This window comes from Vibrio hannami, from assembly GCF_029589055.1.
Lineage (GTDB): Bacteria > Pseudomonadota > Gammaproteobacteria > Enterobacterales > Vibrionaceae > Vibrio > Vibrio hannami.
The window spans coordinates 549,202-567,942 of record NZ_JARQZP010000007.1 but is presented as its reverse complement, the minus strand read 5'-3'; the positions used below and the strand labels follow the sequence as shown (position 1 = coordinate 567,942).

Sequence of the window (18,741 nt, the reverse complement as noted above, 5' to 3'; positions counted from 1 at the left end):
TTATTGCTCCTTAACGAATCTATTCACCAGATATGATTGCCATTCGTACGGCAGCAGCGAGATCGCCCTGAGTATCGAAGTAAACCGTTTTGGGAAATAGATATTGGATTTGCCAGCCTTGATACCATTCCTGATCGCTAAAGAAGCCTCTTTAACGCTGACTATCATCGGCATGCTAAATGTGTTTTTGTCCGTTAGAGGGGTTTTGACAAAGCCCGGAAAAATTGTGGTTACATTTACTCCGGAATTTTTCAGATCAACAGCCAAAGCTCTTGCTATATAACTTACTGCCGCTTTAGACGCCCCGTACGCTTCTGCTCTCGGTAATGCAAGCTCACTCGCTATCGAGCCGACGACCGCAATCCTGTGACCAGAGCGATACATTGGTTGGGTAGCTTCAATGCTATTCACCAACCCTTGGACGTTGGCAGAGAAAACACGCCCAACCAATTCTGCGTCCATTCTTCCGTCATCAATATATTCGCAGGTACCCGCATTAAATATCCATAAACTTGGTTCAGGAGATAAGCTCTCAAGGTGCAACTTTGTGGACTCAAGATCAGATATGTCAAACCCAATAGTTCGGATATTATTCGAGTACTCTTCCAGTTCGCCGAGTTGTTCAAAGTTTCTTCCACATGCCCAGACAAAATAACCTTCGTCTGCATAGTCCTTTGCTAGCTGATTACCGATGCCAGATGTCGCTCCGGTAATCAGCACACAGTTGTGATGTTCTGCACTGCTCATTGGCCAACCCTCTGTTTGATAGCGCTAATGAATGTCCCTACTACAGGCAGATTTTCGTAGAGCATTTCTCCCGCATCAAAGTAGTCTCTGTGATACAAAACTTTGCCTTCAAAAAACTCAAGGTGGCTGCATCCATGAACGGTAACTGCTTTCCCTTTGTTGATTTTTGGATGTTTAAGGGACATCTCCCAAACCAGGAAACCAACACTGCTCTGTTGCTGCGAGTAAGAAATATAGAAACTGCAATTCTCGACATTTTTGTACAAATTATCGAAATAGTTGTACAGGCTATCTATACCCTCAATACAATGAAGAGGATCGCGAAACTCCACATCTGTATGATATATCTCATACAATTCAGAGAGCCCATCAGCAGTAAGACTTTTATAAAAGGAAGCGACTTGTTCGACATTCATCTCTAAATACCTGCATACAACCTAAAGTTATACAATATTCGTTTATGTAAAACTTAGTACGGATTAAATAATTGTACAAATATTTTTTTGTACAATTTAATTTTCTTGCGGGTATCTACGTTTCAGAAAGGAAGATGGATCAAAAAAAGCCTGAGATAATCAGGCTTTTGGTAGGATGTAAGGAAAGGTTTAGCTGTTACGCAATGCGTCGATACGCTTGTCCAACGGAGGATGGCTCATCAGAAGCTGCATCATGGTGCTCTTACCATTAATGCCAAATGCCATCATGGAACCTTCAAGTTGCGGCTCGTGGCTCATTTTAAGACGCTCGAGCGCTGCAATCATCTTATGCTTGCCGACCAGACTCGCTGCTCCTGCATCAGCAAAGTACTCTCGACGGCGGCTGTACCACATGGTGATAAAGCTAGCCAGGAAGCCAAGAACCAACTCCAGGAACATGGATATCGCAAAGTAAGCCATCATATTTGTGCCCTGACCTTCTTCTCTGTCACCAGAGGCTAGAATGTTGGCAACAAAGCGAGATAAGAATATAACGAAGGTGTTCACAACACCTTGCATTAGCGTCATAGTGACCATATCGCCATTGGAAATATGGCTGACTTCATGCGCTAACACCGCTTCCGCTTCATCACGCGTCATGTTGCGAAGAAGTCCTGTAGATACAGCCACCAGCGAATCATCACGCTTTGCACCTGTAGCAAAGGCGTTAATATCAGGGGAATCGTAAATCGCTACAGTTGGCATGCCGATACCCGCCTTCTGCGACTGAACTTTAACGGTTTCTAATAACCAGTGTTCCGTTTCATTTCTTGGGCTATCAATAACCTGTCCACCGACAGAGCGCAGAGCCATACTCTTGGACATGAGCAAGGAAATAAACGAGCCACCAAAGCCAAATACCGCGGCCATAATTAGCAGACCATTGAGGCTACCTGGCTGCATTCCTGTGGTCGCATAGACAATATTCAATACGATACTTAGTACAAAGACGACAGCTAAGTTCGTTGCTAAAAATAGCATTACACGTTTCATTCTTATCTCCAGTTATTATCTATTAGCGTACATTTTTTATAAGGTTATTTGGTACGCCGTCATGTTATATAGATAGTGTCATAAATTTCGATTACAAGGTTAAGCCTAATTTGCAACAAATTGTCAATGAAGTGAAAACCTCATTCACAAAGTAACACTGGTCTAACCATCATACTTTATAGACTAAGGTCTTATTGATGATAAATACATCAAGAGTAGGATTCCAGACATGCAAAACTGCATGAACTATTAAGTAAAGGGATTAGATTATGGTTGAGAATGGAAGTAACTATCAGATGGCAATTGACCTACTATGTTGCCATCTGGGCATTACTGAGGATGAAGCGAGAGATCAGCTTGGTATCGGTGATGAGCAATCAATCCATAAGCATGTAGTGGATACCCAGCAGGCGTTGATGGGCCTAAACACAGAAAAGTAAATTCACCGCTTGTTCAAGGTTTGAAACAAGAAGGGTTGCCGTACGGCAACCCTTCTTAATTATATGATTCGGCTAAATTAACCTTCAATAATCGGTGAAACATCCATATATTTACCGATATCACGCCTTTTAACACTAGGCACGTATGGGATTTCACCAAGTTTAGAGTGCCGGTATCTTGTCTTCCAGCATCTTGATGATTTCAGCATAGTTTTCGGTACCTGGGTTAATGCGATTTGCAGCCCAGCCGATGATTTCCAATCCGTCATTCTGGATCGCTTCAACTGAAAGCATTGCGTGACTCCAGACAACCCAACTTAATGCCAACCACCAGTATTACCGGAAGCTTTTCCTGTTTTACCCAGGTTGATAGGCAGTCTGAATCAGAAATCGGAACTCGCCAGCCACCAGCACCCTCAACCAGTACAACATCAGCACACTCTTTGTGGTGAACAAGTTTCTCGCTAAGAACCGAGTACTCGACTTTTACTTGCTCTCTCTTTGCCGCAATATGCGGAGAGCAAGGCTGAATAAGAGCATAAGGATTGACATCCTCATATGGTACTTGCTTTGTTGCAGCTTGCTGAAGATGTAATGCGTCAGAGTTGCGCATCCCTTCTTCCGTTTCTTTGCAACCAGCAGCAACGGGTTTGTACCCGATGGTTTCTAAACCTCTGGCACCCAGTGCCTGCAGTAGCGCTTTAGATACTACTGTTTTACCGACTTCTGTATCAGTTCCGGCAATGAAAAATGCTTTAATCATAGATTAATAGCCCCTAAACATACTTCATAAGTGGCAGGTAATAATCCTGACTCACTTCTATATCTACTGTACTCACCCTCAACATCTAACAAAGTCTGCTTTTTAATCAGTCCTTGCGATCGCCCACTAACATGGGTTGCTCCAATGCCTTTCAGATCACGCATTAGCTGTAACGCAGATGAGTACCACACCTTAATTGTCCGTAAGTCTAGATGATGCACCGATGCCTCAGATTGCGCTAACGCAACTTTTATATTTTTCTCATTAAGAAAATCATTGACGTGTTGATATGTATCAATTTTGGCCCAGGACTGTTTCAATTCATACAGTGAGCCATCCAGTAAAGTCGAAAAGTAGATTTTTCCTCTGGGTTTGGTTACACGCTGCAACTCTTTTAATGGAATAGAAAGATCGTCACACCACTGTAAAGCCAGGCTGGAGAAAACAATATCAAATGAATCATCATCAAAAGGAAGACCTTCTGCATCAGCTTGTTGATAGCTCTCAACCCGACTACCACAACGGATTTCTGCCTGAGCCAGCATTTCCACGGAGAGATCTGCAGCTGTAACACTCGCTCCTTTCTCTGCTAAAAGTGCGGAGAAATAACCGGTTTTACCACACCCGATATCTAGTACCTTCAAACCTTTCAGAGACTCAGGTAGCATTTCGATCAGCTCATGACCGACCTGTCTTTGAAACTCTGCATGGTCATCATATCGCGCTGCGGCTCTGCCGAACGCATCTGCAATGGCTTCTTTACGACTATTATCTAACACCATCTATGTACCACTCTTTGTACCACTCTTTTTTAACCTAATGCCCTGCAGATTTCCTGACCGAGCAACTTTACTTCGTCACATGTATGTTTTGCCGTTAAGGTCACTCTTAACCGCGCACTACCTGCCGGAACCGTGGGCGGGCGAATAGCGGTAACCCAGAAGCCTTTCTCTTTAAGAAGATCGCGCCAGATTCATAGCAGTTTCAGCCTCGCCACAAATCAACGGCTTAATCGGCGTTTCAGTTTGGACAAAACCATCTAAGTTTCTGAGCTCATCATCAAAAACTGATTGCAGTTCAAGAAGCTTTTCCCTACGCCAATTTTGCTCCTGAATTAGCTTCGCCGTACTAGCCAGCGCGTATGCCTGTGCTGGCGGCATGGCAGTTGAGTAGACATGATGTCTTGCAAACTGTGCTAGATAATCACCCGTTTCTTCACTGCACATAACGGCAGCGCCAGATAAACCAAACGCCTTACCAAAGGTAACGACCAGAAGTTCGGGCTTAATTCCGACAGCAGAACAACTTCCCTCGCCATTTTCCCCCAGTACACCAATACCGTGCGCATCGTCGACCATTAGCCAGCTTTTTGCTGCTCTACACCTCTGATGAATGGAGTCCAGAGGTGCTTTATCGCCATCCATGCTGAACACGCCTTCGGTAACGACGAGCGAGGACTTTGTGCCATCAATCAGTTTTTCCAGGTGTTCAACGTCATTGTGCTTAAAGCGTTTCATTGAAGCCGGAGATAAGCTACCAGCTTCCATCAGAGAAGCGTGATTCAGGCGGTCCTGAACCAGTAGATCCGTTTTATCCAGCAACGAAAAAAGCACCGCCTGATTGGCGCTAAAGCCAGATACAAATAATATCGCTCTCTCGTATCCTAGCCATTCACACAGTGTCTCTTCCAGCAGTTGATGGGCGGGAGAATAGCCAGTAACCAGCGGAGAGGCTCCGCTACCAGCACCATATAGATCCAGCCCTTTGTGCCAACTTGCGACAACATCTGCATCCGTGGCCAGGCCAAGGTAGTCATTACTGGAGAAGTTTACATACCTCCTAGCATCACTCTGGAAGCTCGAATTATTAGCCCCTGAAAGCACATTCACCCTACGGGTAAGCCCTTTTTGCTTACGCTCTTCCAGTTCAGCAGCAATTCGTTGGTTAAACGCTGGCATCGTAAAACAGATCGTCTTCTGTTGGACGCGCGGCAACTCGTTCTGCAACCTGCTCTAGCAGTTCATTTTCCTGTACTTCATCCGGCTTCTGACTCATTTCTACACTGTTGATACCCAGCTTCTTAAACAGCTGCATATCCGCATCTTCATCCGGGTTAGGTGTGGTTAAAAGCTTACAACCATAGAACACAGAATTTGCGCCAGCCATAAAACAAAGCGTCTGCATCTGCTCATTCATATTTTCACGACCAGCAGACAGGCGAACCGCAGATTTCGGCATCATAATTCGTGCGATGGCAATCAGGCGGATGAAGTCAAAAGGATCGACATCTTCTGCATCTTCAAGCGGTGTGCCTTTCACTTTAACCAGCATGTTGATAGGCACACTCTCCGGATGGACCGGAAGATTGGCAAGTTCCACAAACAAGCCCGCCCTGTCATTTACGCTTTCCCCCATACCGATAATGCCACCAGAACAAATTTTCATACCGGCATCACGCACATGAGAAAGGGTATCTAATCTATCCTGATAAGTACGAGTGGTAATGATCTTGCCGTAAAACTCCGGTGAGGTATCAAGGTTGTGGTTGTAGTAATCTAAACCAGCATTTGCAAGTTCGTTTGCCTGGTCAGGAGTTAGCATGCCTAGAGTCATACAGGTCTCGAGTCCTTTCTCTTTTACACCTTTGATCATACTGATCAGATGCGGCATATCCCTTTCTTTTGGGTTTTTCCACGCCGCTCCCATACAAAAACGGGTAGAGCCGGCATTTTTTGCTTTCTCAGCAGCGTCTAACACACGCTCTACTTCCATCAGGCGCTCACGTTCTACATCTGTTGTATAGCGAGCGCTCTGCGGACAGTACTTACAATCTTCCGGACAAGCGCCGGTTTTAATCGATAGCAGCGTACTCACCTGTACATAGTTGTGTTGCTGATATTGGCGATGAACTTGCTGCGCTTCAAACAGCAAATCCATAAAAGGCTTTTCCATCAGTGCACGAACTTCCTGCACCGTCCAGTTATGACGAACTTCCACGTGTATATCCTGAATTTTTATTGTGTTAATGCTTGGCTAGTCTACTGACAGAAGATAGACTGTCAACAAAACTAAATGCACTTAAGTTTACAATTGACCAATTAATAATCAATAATACTAATTATGGATCTGAACTTTGATCGCCAACACATTTGGCACCCATACACCTCAACCCTGAATCCTTTAACTTGTTACCCGGTAAAAAGTGCTAAGGGCGTTTACTTAGAATTAGAAACTGGTGAGCAACTTATAGATGGCATGTCTTCCTGGTGGTCTGCTATTCATGGCTACAACCACCCTCACCTTAATCAGGCAGCTCATCAGCAAATCGATAAGATGTCCCATGTTATGTTTGGTGGTCTTACTCATGATCCAGCAATCAATCTCTGTAAGAAACTGCTCAATCTAGCGCCTGATAACCTTGAACACGTGTTTTTGGCTGATTCTGGTTCCGTTGCAGTTGAAGTGAGCCTTAAAATGGCGATGCAATACTGGCATGCTAAAGGTGAATCCCGACCAAAGTTCCTCACACTTAGGGATGGTTATCATGGGGATACCTTTGCAGCTATGTCGGTGACTGACCCTGACAACTCTATGCATAGCCTCTACAAAGGCTTTCTACCTGAACATATCTTTGCCGATTCTCCTAAAACCGGATTCTGGCAAGAGTGGAACCCAAAAGATATTGCTGATTTTGAAGCAAAATTAACAGCGCACAACAAAGAAATAGCAGCCGTTATTCTGGAACCGATTGTTCAGGGAGCCGGTGGTATGCGTATCTATCACCCAGAGTTTCTTAAACAGGTCAGAAGGCTGTGTAATGAATTCGGGGTACTGCTGATTCTTGATGAAATCGCCACCGGATTTGGACGTACAGGAAAGCTGTTTGCTTGTGAGCACTCCGATATCCAGCCTGATATCCTTTGTATCGGAAAAGCGATTACAGGTGGCTATATGACGCTCTCTGCGGCATTAACTACAAAGAATGTCGCAGATACCGTTTGTGGAGGCGAAGCAGGCTGTTTTATGCACGGCCCAACCTTTATGGGTAACCCTCTGGCTTGTGCGGTTGCAACCGCCAGTATGGAGTTGATTGAACAAGGTGACTGGAAAAAACAGACTCGGAAAATTGAATCTATCTTTGCTGAAACGCTTCCGGCTCTGAAAGAGTCTGATTTGGTAGAAGATGTACGTTGGTTAGGCGCAATCGGTGTGGTAGAAACCAACACTCCGGTCAATATGGATAAGATTCAGTCTCTGTTTGTCTCTCAGGGCGTCTGGATTCGCCCGTTCGGTAAGCTCATCTATATGATGCCACCCTATATCAGCACCGAAGAAGAAGTAAAAAAACTGGTTGAAGCTGTTCGAAATGCACTGGCAGAGCCTGAATGCTTCTCCGCCACACACCTATAAGGCGTGAAATGGTGTTGGTGGAGTAAACATACAAGGGCATGGATGCCCTTGTTTAAGCGAACAGGGATGTGTCCCAGCGGTTTACGGAACCAATTCCGTTTTATGCCTTCATCTATTTCCCTTTATAACGCCTCTTCCGCTCAGCTAGTTTAAGCTGATGCTTCTCGTGGTTAATAATCCCAGGATTACCATTTCGAACCGTTTGAAGCGTATGCTTAATCCATAGCGGAAGATGATCAGATAAACGGTAGAAAATCCACAGGCCATCTCGCTCATCCTGTAAGAAGCCACTATCCCTCAGCAACGCCAGATGACGTGACACCTTCGGCTGGCTCTCTCCCAGTGCCTCGGTAAGGTCCGATACACTCAGCACTGTTTCATCTTCGAGCAACATAATGATTTTTAGACGAAGCGGGTCACTCATTACTTTAAAAAAAGCAGTTGGTGCAAACACGCCTTCAACTTGATGACCATTTAGTAACAGAAACAGAGAAATTCTCTCTTCTAGCCCTCTATAAACCTCTTCGAACGCCTCTTTGCCTGTAGCATCCCTAGGATCTGCAAAGTCCCAGTGAATCTGATCGCCTTGTTCATCAAATACACCACATTCATCTTTAGCACGCTCACATAGCGTTATCACAAAATCAAATGTCTGGCCTTCAAACTCTTGAGTCGATTTACTTCTCAGAGCGCTGGCATCAATACCATGCTCAGTAAGTACCTCAACAACTCTTGGGTCAACTTCATCGGGACGTGTTCCAGCACTCGCTGCAGTAAAGTTACCCTTCGCCATACGGTTAAACAAACCTTCAGCTAACTGAGAACGAGCGGAGTTACCTGTACATAAAAATAGAATCTTTCTCACCATTTATTCCACTAAAAATAAATAAGGCCCGACTAATCTAGCCAGGCCCTGAAGAGTTCATTCAGTCGGTCAAATTAACCGATATGAGTCTGACCACCCATGTACTTACGTAGTACTTCTGGGATCTCGATACGGCCATCTTCTTGCTGGTAGTTTTCCAGAATAGCTACCATTGTACGACCAACAGCCAGACCAGAACCATTCAATGTGTGTACAAGTTCAGGCTTTTTCTCACCTTTACGACGGAAACGAGCCTGCATACGGCGAGCCTGGAAGTCCCACATGTTTGAACAAGATGAGATCTCACGGTAAGTTTCCTGTGCAGGCACCCAGACTTCAAGGTCGTAAGTCTTACGAGAACCAAAGCCCATATCACCTGTACATAGCACAACCTTACGGTATGGCAGTTCAAGGAGCTGTAGAACCTTCTCAGCGTGGCCTGTTAGTTCTTCCAGAGCATCCATAGAATCTTCTGGACGAGTGATCTGTACAAGCTCAACCTTATCGAACTGGTGCATACGGATCAGACCACGAGTATCACGACCGTAAGAACCTGCTTCTGAACGGAAACATGGAGTATGAGCCGTCATCTTGATTGGAAGATCTGCTTCGTCAGAGATGGTATCGCGAACAAGGTTAGTCAGCGGTACTTCTGCTGTTGGGATCAGAGACAGGCGACGAGGTTCTTCGTCATTAACTTTCTCTTCCAGTGGCTCTGTGTGGAACAGATCTTTACCGAATTTAGGTAGCTGACCAGTACCGTACAGGCTGTCTGCGTTAACAAGATATGGCACATACATTTCTGCATAACCGTGCTCATCCGTATGAAGATCCAGCATAAACTGAGCGATTGCACGGTGTAGACGTGCAAATTGACCTTTCATTACGATAAAGCGAGCACCAGTGATCTTAGTTGCACTTGCGAAATCAAGGCCATCGCCCATCTCACCCAGGTCAACGTGGTCTTTCACATCAAAGTCATAAGACTTAGGTGTGCCCCACTTCAGAACTTCTACGTTCTCGTCTTCATCTTTACCAACTGGCACAGAATCATCCGGAAGGTTTGGTACAGAAAGCGCTATTTCTTCAAGCTTAGACTGAACATCAGCCAGCTGAACCTTTTTGCTGTCTAGTTCACTGCCAAGGTTACCGATCTGCTTTTTGATCTCCTCAGCGCCTTCTTTATCACCAGCAGCCATTTTCTGGCCAATCTGCTTGGAGATGGAGTTACGAGTGGATTGTAAATTTTCAACTTCTACCTGAATGGACTTACGAGTCTCTTCAAGTTGACGAATTGTCTCTACGTCCAGCTTAAAGCCGCGACGCGCCAGTTTTTCAGCTGTTTCTTCCAGCTCTGTACGAAGTAATTTAGAATCCAGCATTGCTAATCCTATGCCTTTTTAGTTGAGTAAATACATTTGAAGTCAAAGTAACACTAATCGTTTGTATGATTCGATATCTCTTTTACATGATCCGTCATCCCGGAAATTGCCTAAGCAATTGTCCGGGATCTATCTCAGACATTCGATAAAATTAATAAGCTTCCTGCCTTCGCAGGAATGACGAGATTAGTGACTTATGACTGAAATTAAAATAACTGGGTAAAGATAAACAAAAAGCACTACTTTTCATAGCGCTTTTGCAGGCTTTTTGCATCCAATGAGGCAAGATAATCTAACTTTTCGTTAATTTTCGTCTCCAAACCCCGATTTGTTGGAAAATAGTAACGGGTTTGTGCCATTTCAGGTGGAAAATAGTTTTCTCCAGCAGCGTAAGCACCAGGTTCATCATGCGCATATCGATACTCCGCTCCGTAGCCCATATCTTGCATCAGACTCGTAGGCGCATTTCTCAAATGATGAGGAACTTCATACTCAGGTTGCTCGCGAGCATCCGTCAAAGCCTGCTTCCAGGCTGTATAGACTGCATTGCTCTTTGGAGCACAAGCTAAATATACCACAGCCTGGGCAATCGCCCTCACCCCTTCAGCTGGGCCAACTCTGGTAAAACAATCCCATGCAGACAAAGCCACCTGCATCGCTCTCGGGTCAGCATTACCTACATCCTCAGATGCGATAGCCAGTAAACGACGGGCGATATAAAGCGGATCGCAGCCTGCAGTAATCATTCGGGCAGACCAATACAGGGCAGCATCTGGATCTGAACCACGAATCGACTTATGAACCGCCGAGATCAGGTCGTACCAAATATCCCCTTTGTTATCAAAGCGCGATACCTTCTCACCAGCTACTTCCGCCAGCAATGGTAAGGTTATCTGCTTAACGCCGTCAGCATCCTCTTCTGCCATATCATAAAGCAGCTCAAGGTAGTTCAGAGACATCCTGGCGTCACCATTGACCAGCTCGGCTAACCTGTCTAGCACGTTATCTGCAAAATGTGCCTTCACATTTCCAAGCCCTCTTTCCTGTTCGGAAACCGCCTGGTTTATTACTAGAAGAATATCCTGTGTGTTCAGGGAGGTAAGCTTGTAAACACGGGCGCGTGACAAAAGTGCGTTATTGAGTTCAAAAGAAGGGTTTTCAGTCGTCGCACCGATAAAGGTAACCGTGCCATCTTCGATATGGGGTAAGAATGCATCCTGCTGGCTCTTGTTAAAGCGATGCACCTCATCCACAAATAGGATAGTACGTCGGCCAGCAAGCTTGTTCTCTCGCGCTTTCTCGATTGCCGCACGAATATCTTTCACACCAGATGTAACCGCAGAGACTCGCTCAACTTCGGCATTGGCATAGTTCGCCGCCACTTCCGCCAGCGTCGTTTTGCCCGTACCCGGAGGCCCCCAAAGAATCATCGAGTGAATCTGTCCCGCCTCTAACGCTCTGCGAAGCGGTTTGCCTTCTCCGAGGATATGCTGCTGCCCGATGTACTGTTCTACCGTCTCCGGTCGCATACGAGCAGCTAGAGGACGGAAATCTTCATCGGAAGCGAAGTCTAAGGTGTAATTTGACAAAATTTGTCCCTATTTGCATTCCCATTAAGGTCTGAGAACAAGATTAGATTATTTAAACTTCTCGTTCCAATGCTTCAGCGTTGGAATGCATATCGTGCTTGAATCAATCGTCTTTAGTCAGATCTGCATTCCCACGGAGACCGTGGGAACGAGGGAGGATTGGAGCTCTAATTACGCTGATCGTCAACCTCAACTCCCTGAGGAACAATAAACGTAAATCTATCTGCTGCTGGAACCTTTGAGCTGAATTCATCAAACACAAACTGCCCCTGCTGACCGTCCTGCTCTATCACCGTAAAACCTTTAACAACACCACCATCGTCAATCTCAACAACAAACTGTCCTTGAGTCGAATCAGTTGCAGTCGGCGTTAGAGTAAACTTATCGCCTTCCTGGGTCACATTGTAGTTATCCCAGTCACTAGCACGGTTGCGAGTCAGCAATACAAATGGCGTCTGAGCTGTTGCTTGCTCTTGCCAGTATATGGTTACCTGTTCAATAAACGGACTGTAATACCAAAGCGTCTTACCATCCGATACCAGAACATTTTCATCCGGCATGACTGTTGTCCACCTAAACAGGCTCGGTCTTGCTATTTCAACGGTACCTTCACCCTCCATAATCAGTTCATTTTCCGGACTGATTACCTTTTGAGAAAAGTTAGCACTAAACCCATCCGTTTTCGTCAAACGTTCGCTAAGCTCTTCCTGTGGAGTAGCAAATGCAGTGAAGCTTACTGCCAGCAAAACAAATAAAAGTTTTTTCATTTAAATTCTCTTTAACAACAGGGACTCTTTACTAGACCCGTATCTTTAGTTCAAGTTCCGCACACAGTTCTCGTTCCCACTGTCCCCGAGGGAATGCGTGCCCTGGCAGAAACAAACTACACAACACATTATTTATCAGACTGCTTGAACTCAGGTATGCATTACCACGCAGGAGCGTGGGAACGAGAAAACCTGTAACCCGTACCCGTAACCCGTAACCCGTAACCCAATCTAATCCTTAAGCGGTGCAGGCGCTAACACTTCACGGTTACCATTATGCCCTGGTGCACTTACAATACCCTGAGCTTCAAGTTGCTCAACAATACGTGCCGCGCGGTTATAGCCAATCTTAAATCGTCTCTGTACACCAGAGACAGAACCTCGGCGGGTCTCTACCACATGTTCTACTACCTGGTCGAACAATGGATCAACATCCTCATCAGACTCCATCGTTTCACCCGGAAGTAACATTTCCGGACTCTGCTCGCCATTGGTGATTTCATCGATATACTGAGGTTTACCACGCGCCTTCCAGTCATTCACCACCGCATGAACATCATCATCTGATGCAAACGCACCGTGAACACGAATGGTATGGCTTGAGCCAGGAGGAAGATAAAGCATATCACCCATACCGAGTAGCGACTCTGCACCACCCTGATCCAGAATGGTTCGGGAATCGGTTTTAGTTGATACAGTGAATGCCACACGCGTCGGTATATTCGCCTTAATCAAGCCAGTAATAACATCCACAGACGGACGCTGCGTTGCAAGAATAAGGTGAATACCCGCAGCTCGTGCCTTTTGTGCCAAACGGGCGATAAGCTCTTCTACTTTTTTACCAACCACCATCATCAGGTCGGCAAATTCATCGACTACAACGACAATATAAGGAAGTTTTTCAAGTAGTGGCGGCTCCTGATCCATGCTATCGCCCGGTTGCCAAAGTGGATCGTGAATTGGATGACCTGCGTCTGCCGCCATTTTCAGCTTGTCGTTAAAGCCCTTCACATTCCGCACACCCAGTGCTGACATCAGCTTATAGCGACGCTCCATCTCTCCGACACACCAACGCAGAGCGTTGGAAGCATCCTTCATATCAGTAACCACTTCAGCAAGTAGGTGCGGTATGCCTTCATAGATGGATAGTTCAAGCATCTTAGGGTCGATCATGATAAAGCGCAGATCTTCTGGTTTCGCTTTGTAGAGCATGCTCAGAATCATCACGTTAACACCAACCGACTTACCGGAACCTGTTGTACCGGCAACCAGTACGTGTGGCATCTTAGCGATGTCAGCAATCACGGCTTCACCAGCGATATCCTGTCCCATCACTACTGTTGTAGGCGACGTTGCTTCCTGGAACTGTTTGCTGCCTACCACGTCAGAGAAGAATACTGTTTGGCGACTCATATTTGGTAGCTCCAGGCCAACGTATGGCTTGCCTGGAATAACTTCAACCACACGAACCGCCATCGCAGACAACGAGCGCGCTAAATCCATTGAAAGGCTTGAGATTCGGCTTACTTTGACACCTGGTGCCAAATCCAGCTCAAAACGGGTAATTACTGGCCCTGGGAAGATACCGACAACCTGAGCAGTAATTTTGTAGTCAGCCAGCTTAGATTCAACCAACCTTGCTATCTCTTCAAGAGCGGCTCTGTCGATATGATTTTCTCGTTTTTCCGGATGATACAGCAGTTCAAGCGTCGGCATCGGAGACGTTGGCACCGGCAACGACTCCTCCTTCTTCATCAGGAATGGATTCTCCTGAGCAGCCATGTTCTTCTGGGCTTCCTGAACAATATTCTGAAACGCCTCTACATCGGGGTCTGAATGCGCGGCTTGTTCTGCCTGAGCCATGTCTTCGACTTCGGGGAGCTCTTCTTCTGCCATCGTAGTTTCTACTATTGCATCAAGATTCGTTACCTCTGGCTCAGAAGCACCTGTCTGTTGTTCTTCCTGATAGATTTCATCAAGCGCTTCCATCGAAAAGGCTGGTTGCTGTAGCTCTTCCGGCTCAGATTCAATCAGCGGTTCAGATGAGCCCTGTGTCACTGGTTCTATTACCCGATGCTCAACAGTTTCATGATGGCTGGCATCGTGATGGTGAGTCGCAACAGATTCCAGTTCTTCTATTGTAGAATGAAGCTTAATACCTGGATCCATCTCTTCAATAAGTTCTTCACCTCGCACTTCATCAACCTGCTCGTCCATCTGTTGAGGCTCAGCTTCTGCTGCGGATGGTGGAATGTGAATATTGTATCGAGAAGCTGGCTCTGGTTTTTTTTCCGGCGTCTCTACGATTTTTTTCTCGAAATGAAACTCTGAATCACTCTCATCATCGGTATAACTCGCAGCGTCCGTATTAGCTTGAAGCTTTTCGGTCTTATTGCCACGCACTCGGTTCAGAACGCCTGTAACAAACGAAATTGCCATGCTTCCAAGCCACTCTACAATAGACAACCACGAAATACCTGTAAGTAGTGTTAGACTCGCTCCCCAAAGAAACAGAAGTACAAGTGTTGTTCCAAGCACACTTAATGTGGGAAGCGTAAAGCTGGTCAATACATCTCCGACGATACCGCCTGAAGAAAAGTACCAGATATCATCAAAGTTAATGTCCGCAAGACCGCAGCTGGTAAGAACCATGATGGATAAACCAAGCAGACGCGTTCCCCATAACATCAAGTCCAGAGGATCGTTTTCTGTCCGGTTTCGAAACAACCCATAGCCAATGATGGCAATCACTGCAGGCAAAATAAAAGCGAGAATACCAAAGGTAAAAAACAGGGTATCGGCCAGCCATGCACCAAAGGTGCCACCAGCATTCTTTACTTCACCACCCCAGGATGTCTGTGACCAGGACGGATCTGCCGGGTCGAAACTGTAGAGTGCTATAGCGAGAAACAGTGAGATGAGTACGCCAAAGATAAAACCAAACTCTCTAAGCCTCTGGAATCCATTGAGGTTTAAGCTGCTTTCATCTTCAGACGTCTTAAGAATAGTTGTAATTTTTTCTTTGTTCTCTTTGAACATATCATTTTCTGATTTTGTAATACTAATTCCGTTGCCGAGTCTCATAACTCGACAATGGAATGAGCATAAAAACAGTCCGAGCGGCCAAAGCCGCTCGATTTACCCCAATTAAAGCCAAAACCCAGTAAGTAAACAACTGAAGACCGCGCAACCAGGACAACAATTGACAGGGTTTTGACTTTATTTACTGCTATCTTGTTTTGATAACCAGTTGGTTGGTCTGTTTAACTTCTTCCATTACTACATAAGTACGTGTGTCATTTACACCAGGTAGACGTAGAAGTGTGTCACCAAGCAGTTTACGATATGCACTCATATCAGATACTCGGGTTTTAAGAAGATAGTCAAAATCACCTGATACAAGATGACACTCCTGAATATCATCCAATTTCTGCACTGCTGTATTAAATTGCTCAAATACATCAGGTGCGCCACGGTTCAATGTTATCTCAACGAACACAAGCAATGATGCATCCAGATATTGAGGATTTAACAGTGCGGTATAGCCCGTAATGTATCCCTGACGCTCCAAACGGCGAACACGTTCCAAGCAAGGTGTAGGCGAAAGCCCCACGCGCTTAGACAGTTCAACATTCGAAATACGTCCGTCTTTCTGTAGCTCATTTAAAATATTTCGATCGATTCGATCAAGTTCCTTAGACGGTTTTTTGTAGTTGTCTGCCATTTTTTATTCCACCTTAATACTTCCTTGCAAAAATATATACTACAATTTATTAATATTCAGAATCAAATTTTCCCATTTGATTTATATACTAGCTAATATCTCTAACAAAATGCCCTACAAACAGTTAATACAACCAATAAATATTAAGGAGTCAGGATGATCATTGGCGTACCTAAAGAAATCAAAAACCACGAATATCGTGTTGGTATGATTCCAGCCAGCGTGAGAGAGCTTACCTCTCATGGACACCAAGTCTTTGTTGAAACCAATGCAGGGGCGGGCATCGGCTTTTCTGACGACGATTACGTCGCAGTGGGTGCATCCATTCTTCCAACTGCTTCAGACGTATTTGCCAAAGCAGACATGATTGTAAAGGTTAAAGAACCTCAATCTGTTGAGCGTGCCATGCTCCGTGAAGGGCAAATATTGTTCACCTATTTACACCTTGCACCAGATTTTCCACAGACAGATGAGCTTATCAAGAGTAAAGCCATCTGTATAGCATATGAGACTGTAACAGATAATGCGGGTCATCTTCCACTATTAGCGCCAATGTCTGAAGTCGCAGGACGCATGTCTATTCAGGCTGGAGCTCAAACTTTGGAGAAATCTCACGGTGGACGTGGTCTTCTTCTAGGTGGTGTGCCTGGTGTTGAACCAGCTAAGGTCGTTGTTGTTGGTGGTGGTGTCGTCGGTTCTAATGCGGCAAGAATGGCGGTAGGCATGCGAGCAGATGTCACTATTCTGGATAGGAACATCAATACACTGAGAGCTCTGGATGAAGAGTTCCAGGGACGCGCGAAAGTAGTATTCTCTACCGAGGATGCACTAGAGAAGCATGTTCTTGAAGCCGATTTAGTAGTAGGTGCGGTTCTTATCCCTGGTGCAGCAGCGCCTAAATTGGTGACTAAAGAGCATATTAAGAAGATGAAACCGGGCGCAGCGATTGTTGATGTAGCAATCGACCAGGGTGGCTGTTTCGAGACTTCTCATGCAACAACACACGCGGATCCAACATACATTGTTGATGATGTTGTTCACTACTGCGTGGCCAATATGCCAGGCGCCGTAGCCAGAACTTCTACTTTTGCTCTAAATAATGCAACGCTGCCATACATCATTAAACTTGCCAATAAAGGTTACAGAGAAGCGCTTCTTGAAGATCAAGGATTCCTGGCTGGCCTGAATGTGATTCACGGTAAAGTGACATGCAAAGAGGTTGCTGAAGGTTTTGACCTTGAATACGTTGAGCCTGAAACAGCAATTGCGATGTTTAACTAAGGTTACAGGTTACAGGTTACAGTGATAAATATGCAAAAAGCGTGAGGGGCAAACCTCCACGCTTTTTTCTTTCCTGTAACCTAAATCCTGCCCCCGTGAATCAAAATATTCCTCGGCGTTACGCTTTTCTCACAGAACGTAGACACTGACACCTTATACCCTTTCTCTTCCAGATATAGTGCCCGGTCTAAAGCTAACCATATTTCCAGCGGCCTTCTGAAAACCTGTTGAACTAAACTGATTTTTTCCATTTTCCAGAAACGCTCTATCCCTTTCTGACACCAGAATTCCAAATCAACCTCAGGTAAACACAAGCCCTTTTTCTCAGCAGCCCAACGACAGAAATATTCAAAGCCATTAGCAAGTTCGGACTTTTTAACACTTGGAATAGAGACGTATTCCTTGGAGCCTGTTTCCAAGGTTAACAATAAGTCCAATCCTAACCTGTAGCTCATTTCAAGCTCACGGTGCTTTTTGACCCTTTCTCCGCCAGTCACTGTTTCCTGCAAAGGTATTCTCAGTTCCGACTTACTAAATTTCAACGTCGACTGTTTTGCTGGCTCAGAAAGCGGTTGATATAAATCATCACGGATAAGGTGGTAACAACATGGAGATATAGTGATTCCTTTTAGATGATGCTCGGTAGCACGACGAATCAGTTGAACATGCAAATCACCACAAGCATGCAGAGCTACAGCATGTTGATTTGGTTTAAATAGCAGTTCCACCTCAGGAGAAAAGGCATCCCCCTGTACAAACTCCATCGGCAAATGGCGTGTATCGGCTTCTTGTTGACCAGAAATACAAAGTTCATTCTGCCACTCTAGGCTTGTAACTTTTTCGCCTGACTTAGCCGCTAAAATTCGCCCTAGATACCCCTTTCCAGAACACCATTCTAACCATTCGTCACCAACGTGATGCTGCAAAGAACAAGTACCCATTGATACTATTTGTGTCAGTTTTCGGCCAGGTATACCAGTATCCAGGCCTCTTTCAAGTTGGAGTTCGTTTATCTTTTCTTCTGGCAATTTTATAAGCTCTTCAAGCTCACTTATAAAAGGGAGAAACAGCGAAATGGCATGTATCAGGCTTTTTGTATCGGCCTTGTAAGCAACAACCTGTTCAGGTGAAAGTTTTTCCAGCCACTCTACAAGCTCGTTATTCGAATCGTTCCAGGGAAGAGTATCTTTACTACTCAGTTGAAAAGGCTCTATTCGCCAATAATTCTGGCACTGGGTTAACAGTGAGTCGAGTTGTGAAAATCTGGATAACATACCTTCCCCTTAGTTTGTCGCCATTCTAAG

The 18,741-nt window shown here is 45.2% G+C and carries 15 protein-coding genes and 2 pseudogenes; 3 read left to right on the top strand and 14 right to left on the bottom strand.

Annotated elements, in window-relative coordinates:
- From P7F88_RS17010 to htpX, 3 genes are all read right to left on the bottom strand, one after another.
- On the bottom strand, nt 1–747 hold the full coding sequence (locus P7F88_RS17010) for an SDR family NAD(P)-dependent oxidoreductase (RefSeq protein WP_277826605.1): 747 nt from the start codon (nt 745–747) through the stop codon (nt 1–3).
- Nucleotides 744–1,163 (bottom strand): nuclear transport factor 2 family protein, encoded by a 420-nt coding sequence (locus tag P7F88_RS17005; RefSeq protein ID WP_277826603.1) that lies wholly within the window; start codon nt 1,161–1,163, stop codon nt 744–746. The genes P7F88_RS17010 and P7F88_RS17005 overlap by 4 nt, the downstream gene beginning before the upstream one ends.
- 189 nt (nt 1,164–1,352) lie before the next feature.
- Nucleotides 1,353–2,216, bottom strand: coding sequence for a protease HtpX (gene htpX / locus P7F88_RS17000; protein WP_277826601.1), 864 nt, complete (start codon nt 2,214–2,216; stop codon nt 1,353–1,355).
- Nucleotides 2,217–2,485: 269 nt separating this feature from the next.
- Here htpX and P7F88_RS16995 point away from each other — a divergent pair, with 269 nt between their 5' ends.
- Nucleotides 2,486–2,656 carry a hypothetical protein gene (locus P7F88_RS16995; RefSeq protein ID WP_277826599.1) on the top strand — a complete coding sequence of 57 codons (171 nt, stop codon included), beginning with the start codon at nt 2,486–2,488 and terminating at the stop codon, nt 2,654–2,656.
- A 77-nt stretch (nt 2,657–2,733) separates the two neighbouring features.
- On the opposite strand, the pseudogene bioD reads toward P7F88_RS16995, so the two are convergent.
- The 4 genes and pseudogenes from bioD to bioB form a co-directional block, all read right to left on the bottom strand.
- Nucleotides 2,734–3,419 (bottom strand): annotated as a pseudogene (gene bioD / locus P7F88_RS16990) (dethiobiotin synthase).
- Entirely contained in the window at nt 3,416–4,201 is a 786-nt protein-coding gene (gene bioC, locus P7F88_RS16985) for a malonyl-ACP O-methyltransferase BioC (protein ID WP_277826597.1), read from the bottom strand. The pseudogene bioD and the gene bioC overlap by 4 nt, the downstream one beginning before the upstream one ends.
- Nucleotides 4,202–4,230: 29 nt before the next feature.
- Nucleotides 4,231–5,377, bottom strand: a pseudogene (gene bioF / locus P7F88_RS16980) (8-amino-7-oxononanoate synthase).
- Nucleotides 5,364–6,416, bottom strand: a complete 1,053-nt coding sequence (gene bioB / locus P7F88_RS16975; protein ID WP_277826595.1) for a biotin synthase BioB — start codon at nt 6,414–6,416, stop codon at nt 5,364–5,366. Before bioB ends, bioF begins: the two are co-directional and overlap by 14 nt.
- Nucleotides 6,417–6,539: 123 nt before the next feature.
- On the opposite strand from bioB, the gene bioA reads away from it, so the two are divergent.
- The gene (bioA, locus tag P7F88_RS16970; protein ID WP_277826593.1) at nt 6,540–7,829 is read left to right on the top strand and encodes an adenosylmethionine--8-amino-7-oxononanoate transaminase; all 1,290 of its coding nucleotides are present in this window, start codon (nt 6,540–6,542) and stop codon (nt 7,827–7,829) included.
- A 112-nt stretch (nt 7,830–7,941) separates the two neighbouring features.
- Here the strand turns inward: bioA and P7F88_RS16965 are convergent, their stop codons facing one another.
- The 6 genes from P7F88_RS16965 to lrp form a co-directional block, all read right to left on the bottom strand.
- Nucleotides 7,942–8,697 carry a metalloregulator ArsR/SmtB family transcription factor gene (locus P7F88_RS16965; protein WP_277826591.1) on the bottom strand — a complete coding sequence of 252 codons (756 nt, stop codon included), beginning with the start codon at nt 8,695–8,697 and terminating at the stop codon, nt 7,942–7,944.
- Between the two features lie 71 nt (nt 8,698–8,768).
- A complete protein-coding gene (serS, locus tag P7F88_RS16960; protein WP_277826589.1) occupies nt 8,769–10,076 on the bottom strand; it encodes a serine--tRNA ligase in 1,308 nt (435 codons plus the stop codon).
- Between the two features lie 239 nt (nt 10,077–10,315).
- Entirely contained in the window at nt 10,316–11,665 is a 1,350-nt protein-coding gene (locus P7F88_RS16955) for a replication-associated recombination protein A (protein WP_277826587.1), read from the bottom strand.
- A gap of 167 nt (nt 11,666–11,832) precedes the next feature.
- Complete coding sequence (gene lolA, locus P7F88_RS16950; protein ID WP_277826585.1) at nt 11,833–12,432, bottom strand: outer membrane lipoprotein periplasmic chaperone LolA; 600 nt, start codon at nt 12,430–12,432, stop codon at nt 11,833–11,835.
- A 231-nt stretch (nt 12,433–12,663) separates the two neighbouring features.
- Complete coding sequence (locus tag P7F88_RS16945; RefSeq protein ID WP_277826583.1) at nt 12,664–15,471, bottom strand: DNA translocase FtsK; 2,808 nt, start codon at nt 15,469–15,471, stop codon at nt 12,664–12,666.
- Between the two features lie 190 nt (nt 15,472–15,661).
- On the bottom strand, nt 15,662–16,156 hold the full coding sequence (gene lrp, locus P7F88_RS16940; RefSeq protein WP_042474348.1) for a leucine-responsive transcriptional regulator Lrp: 495 nt from the start codon (nt 16,154–16,156) through the stop codon (nt 15,662–15,664).
- A gap of 156 nt (nt 16,157–16,312) precedes the next feature.
- Between lrp and ald the strand changes: the two genes are divergently transcribed.
- Complete coding sequence (ald, locus tag P7F88_RS16935; protein ID WP_277826580.1) at nt 16,313–17,437, top strand: alanine dehydrogenase; 1,125 nt, start codon at nt 16,313–16,315, stop codon at nt 17,435–17,437.
- A gap of 80 nt (nt 17,438–17,517) precedes the next feature.
- Here ald and P7F88_RS16930 read toward each other — a convergent pair whose 3' ends face one another.
- The gene (locus tag P7F88_RS16930; protein WP_277826578.1) at nt 17,518–18,711 is read right to left on the bottom strand and encodes a methyltransferase; all 1,194 of its coding nucleotides are present in this window, start codon (nt 18,709–18,711) and stop codon (nt 17,518–17,520) included.
- Nucleotides 18,712–18,741: the final 30 nt, after the last annotated feature.

Bases quoted from the DNA above. Each gene is read 5' to 3' on its own strand.
- P7F88_RS17010 (WP_277826605.1), bottom strand. From the start codon at position 747: ATGAGCAGTGCAGAACATCACAACTGTGTGCTGATTACCGGAGCGACA.
- P7F88_RS17005 (WP_277826603.1), bottom strand. From the start codon at position 1,163: ATGAATGTCGAACAAGTCGCTTCCTTTTATAAAAGTCTTACTGCTGAT.
- htpX (WP_277826601.1), bottom strand. From the start codon at position 2,216: ATGAAACGTGTAATGCTATTTTTAGCAACGAACTTAGCTGTCGTCTTT.
- P7F88_RS16995 (WP_277826599.1), top strand. From the start codon at position 2,486: ATGGTTGAGAATGGAAGTAACTATCAGATGGCAATTGACCTACTATGT.
- bioC (WP_277826597.1), bottom strand. From the start codon at position 4,201: ATGGTGTTAGATAATAGTCGTAAAGAAGCCATTGCAGATGCGTTCGGC.
- bioA (WP_277826593.1), top strand. From the start codon at position 6,540: ATGGATCTGAACTTTGATCGCCAACACATTTGGCACCCATACACCTCA.
- P7F88_RS16965 (WP_277826591.1), bottom strand. From the start codon at position 8,697: ATGGTGAGAAAGATTCTATTTTTATGTACAGGTAACTCCGCTCGTTCT.
- serS (WP_277826589.1), bottom strand. From the start codon at position 10,076: ATGCTGGATTCTAAATTACTTCGTACAGAGCTGGAAGAAACAGCTGAA.
- lolA (WP_277826585.1), bottom strand. From the start codon at position 12,432: ATGAAAAAACTTTTATTTGTTTTGCTGGCAGTAAGCTTCACTGCATTT.
- P7F88_RS16945 (WP_277826583.1), bottom strand. From the start codon at position 15,471: ATGTTCAAAGAGAACAAAGAAAAAATTACAACTATTCTTAAGACGTCT.
- lrp (WP_042474348.1), bottom strand. From the start codon at position 16,156: ATGGCAGACAACTACAAAAAACCGTCTAAGGAACTTGATCGAATCGAT.
- ald (WP_277826580.1), top strand. From the start codon at position 16,313: ATGATCATTGGCGTACCTAAAGAAATCAAAAACCACGAATATCGTGTT.
- P7F88_RS16930 (WP_277826578.1), bottom strand. From the start codon at position 18,711: ATGTTATCCAGATTTTCACAACTCGACTCACTGTTAACCCAGTGCCAG.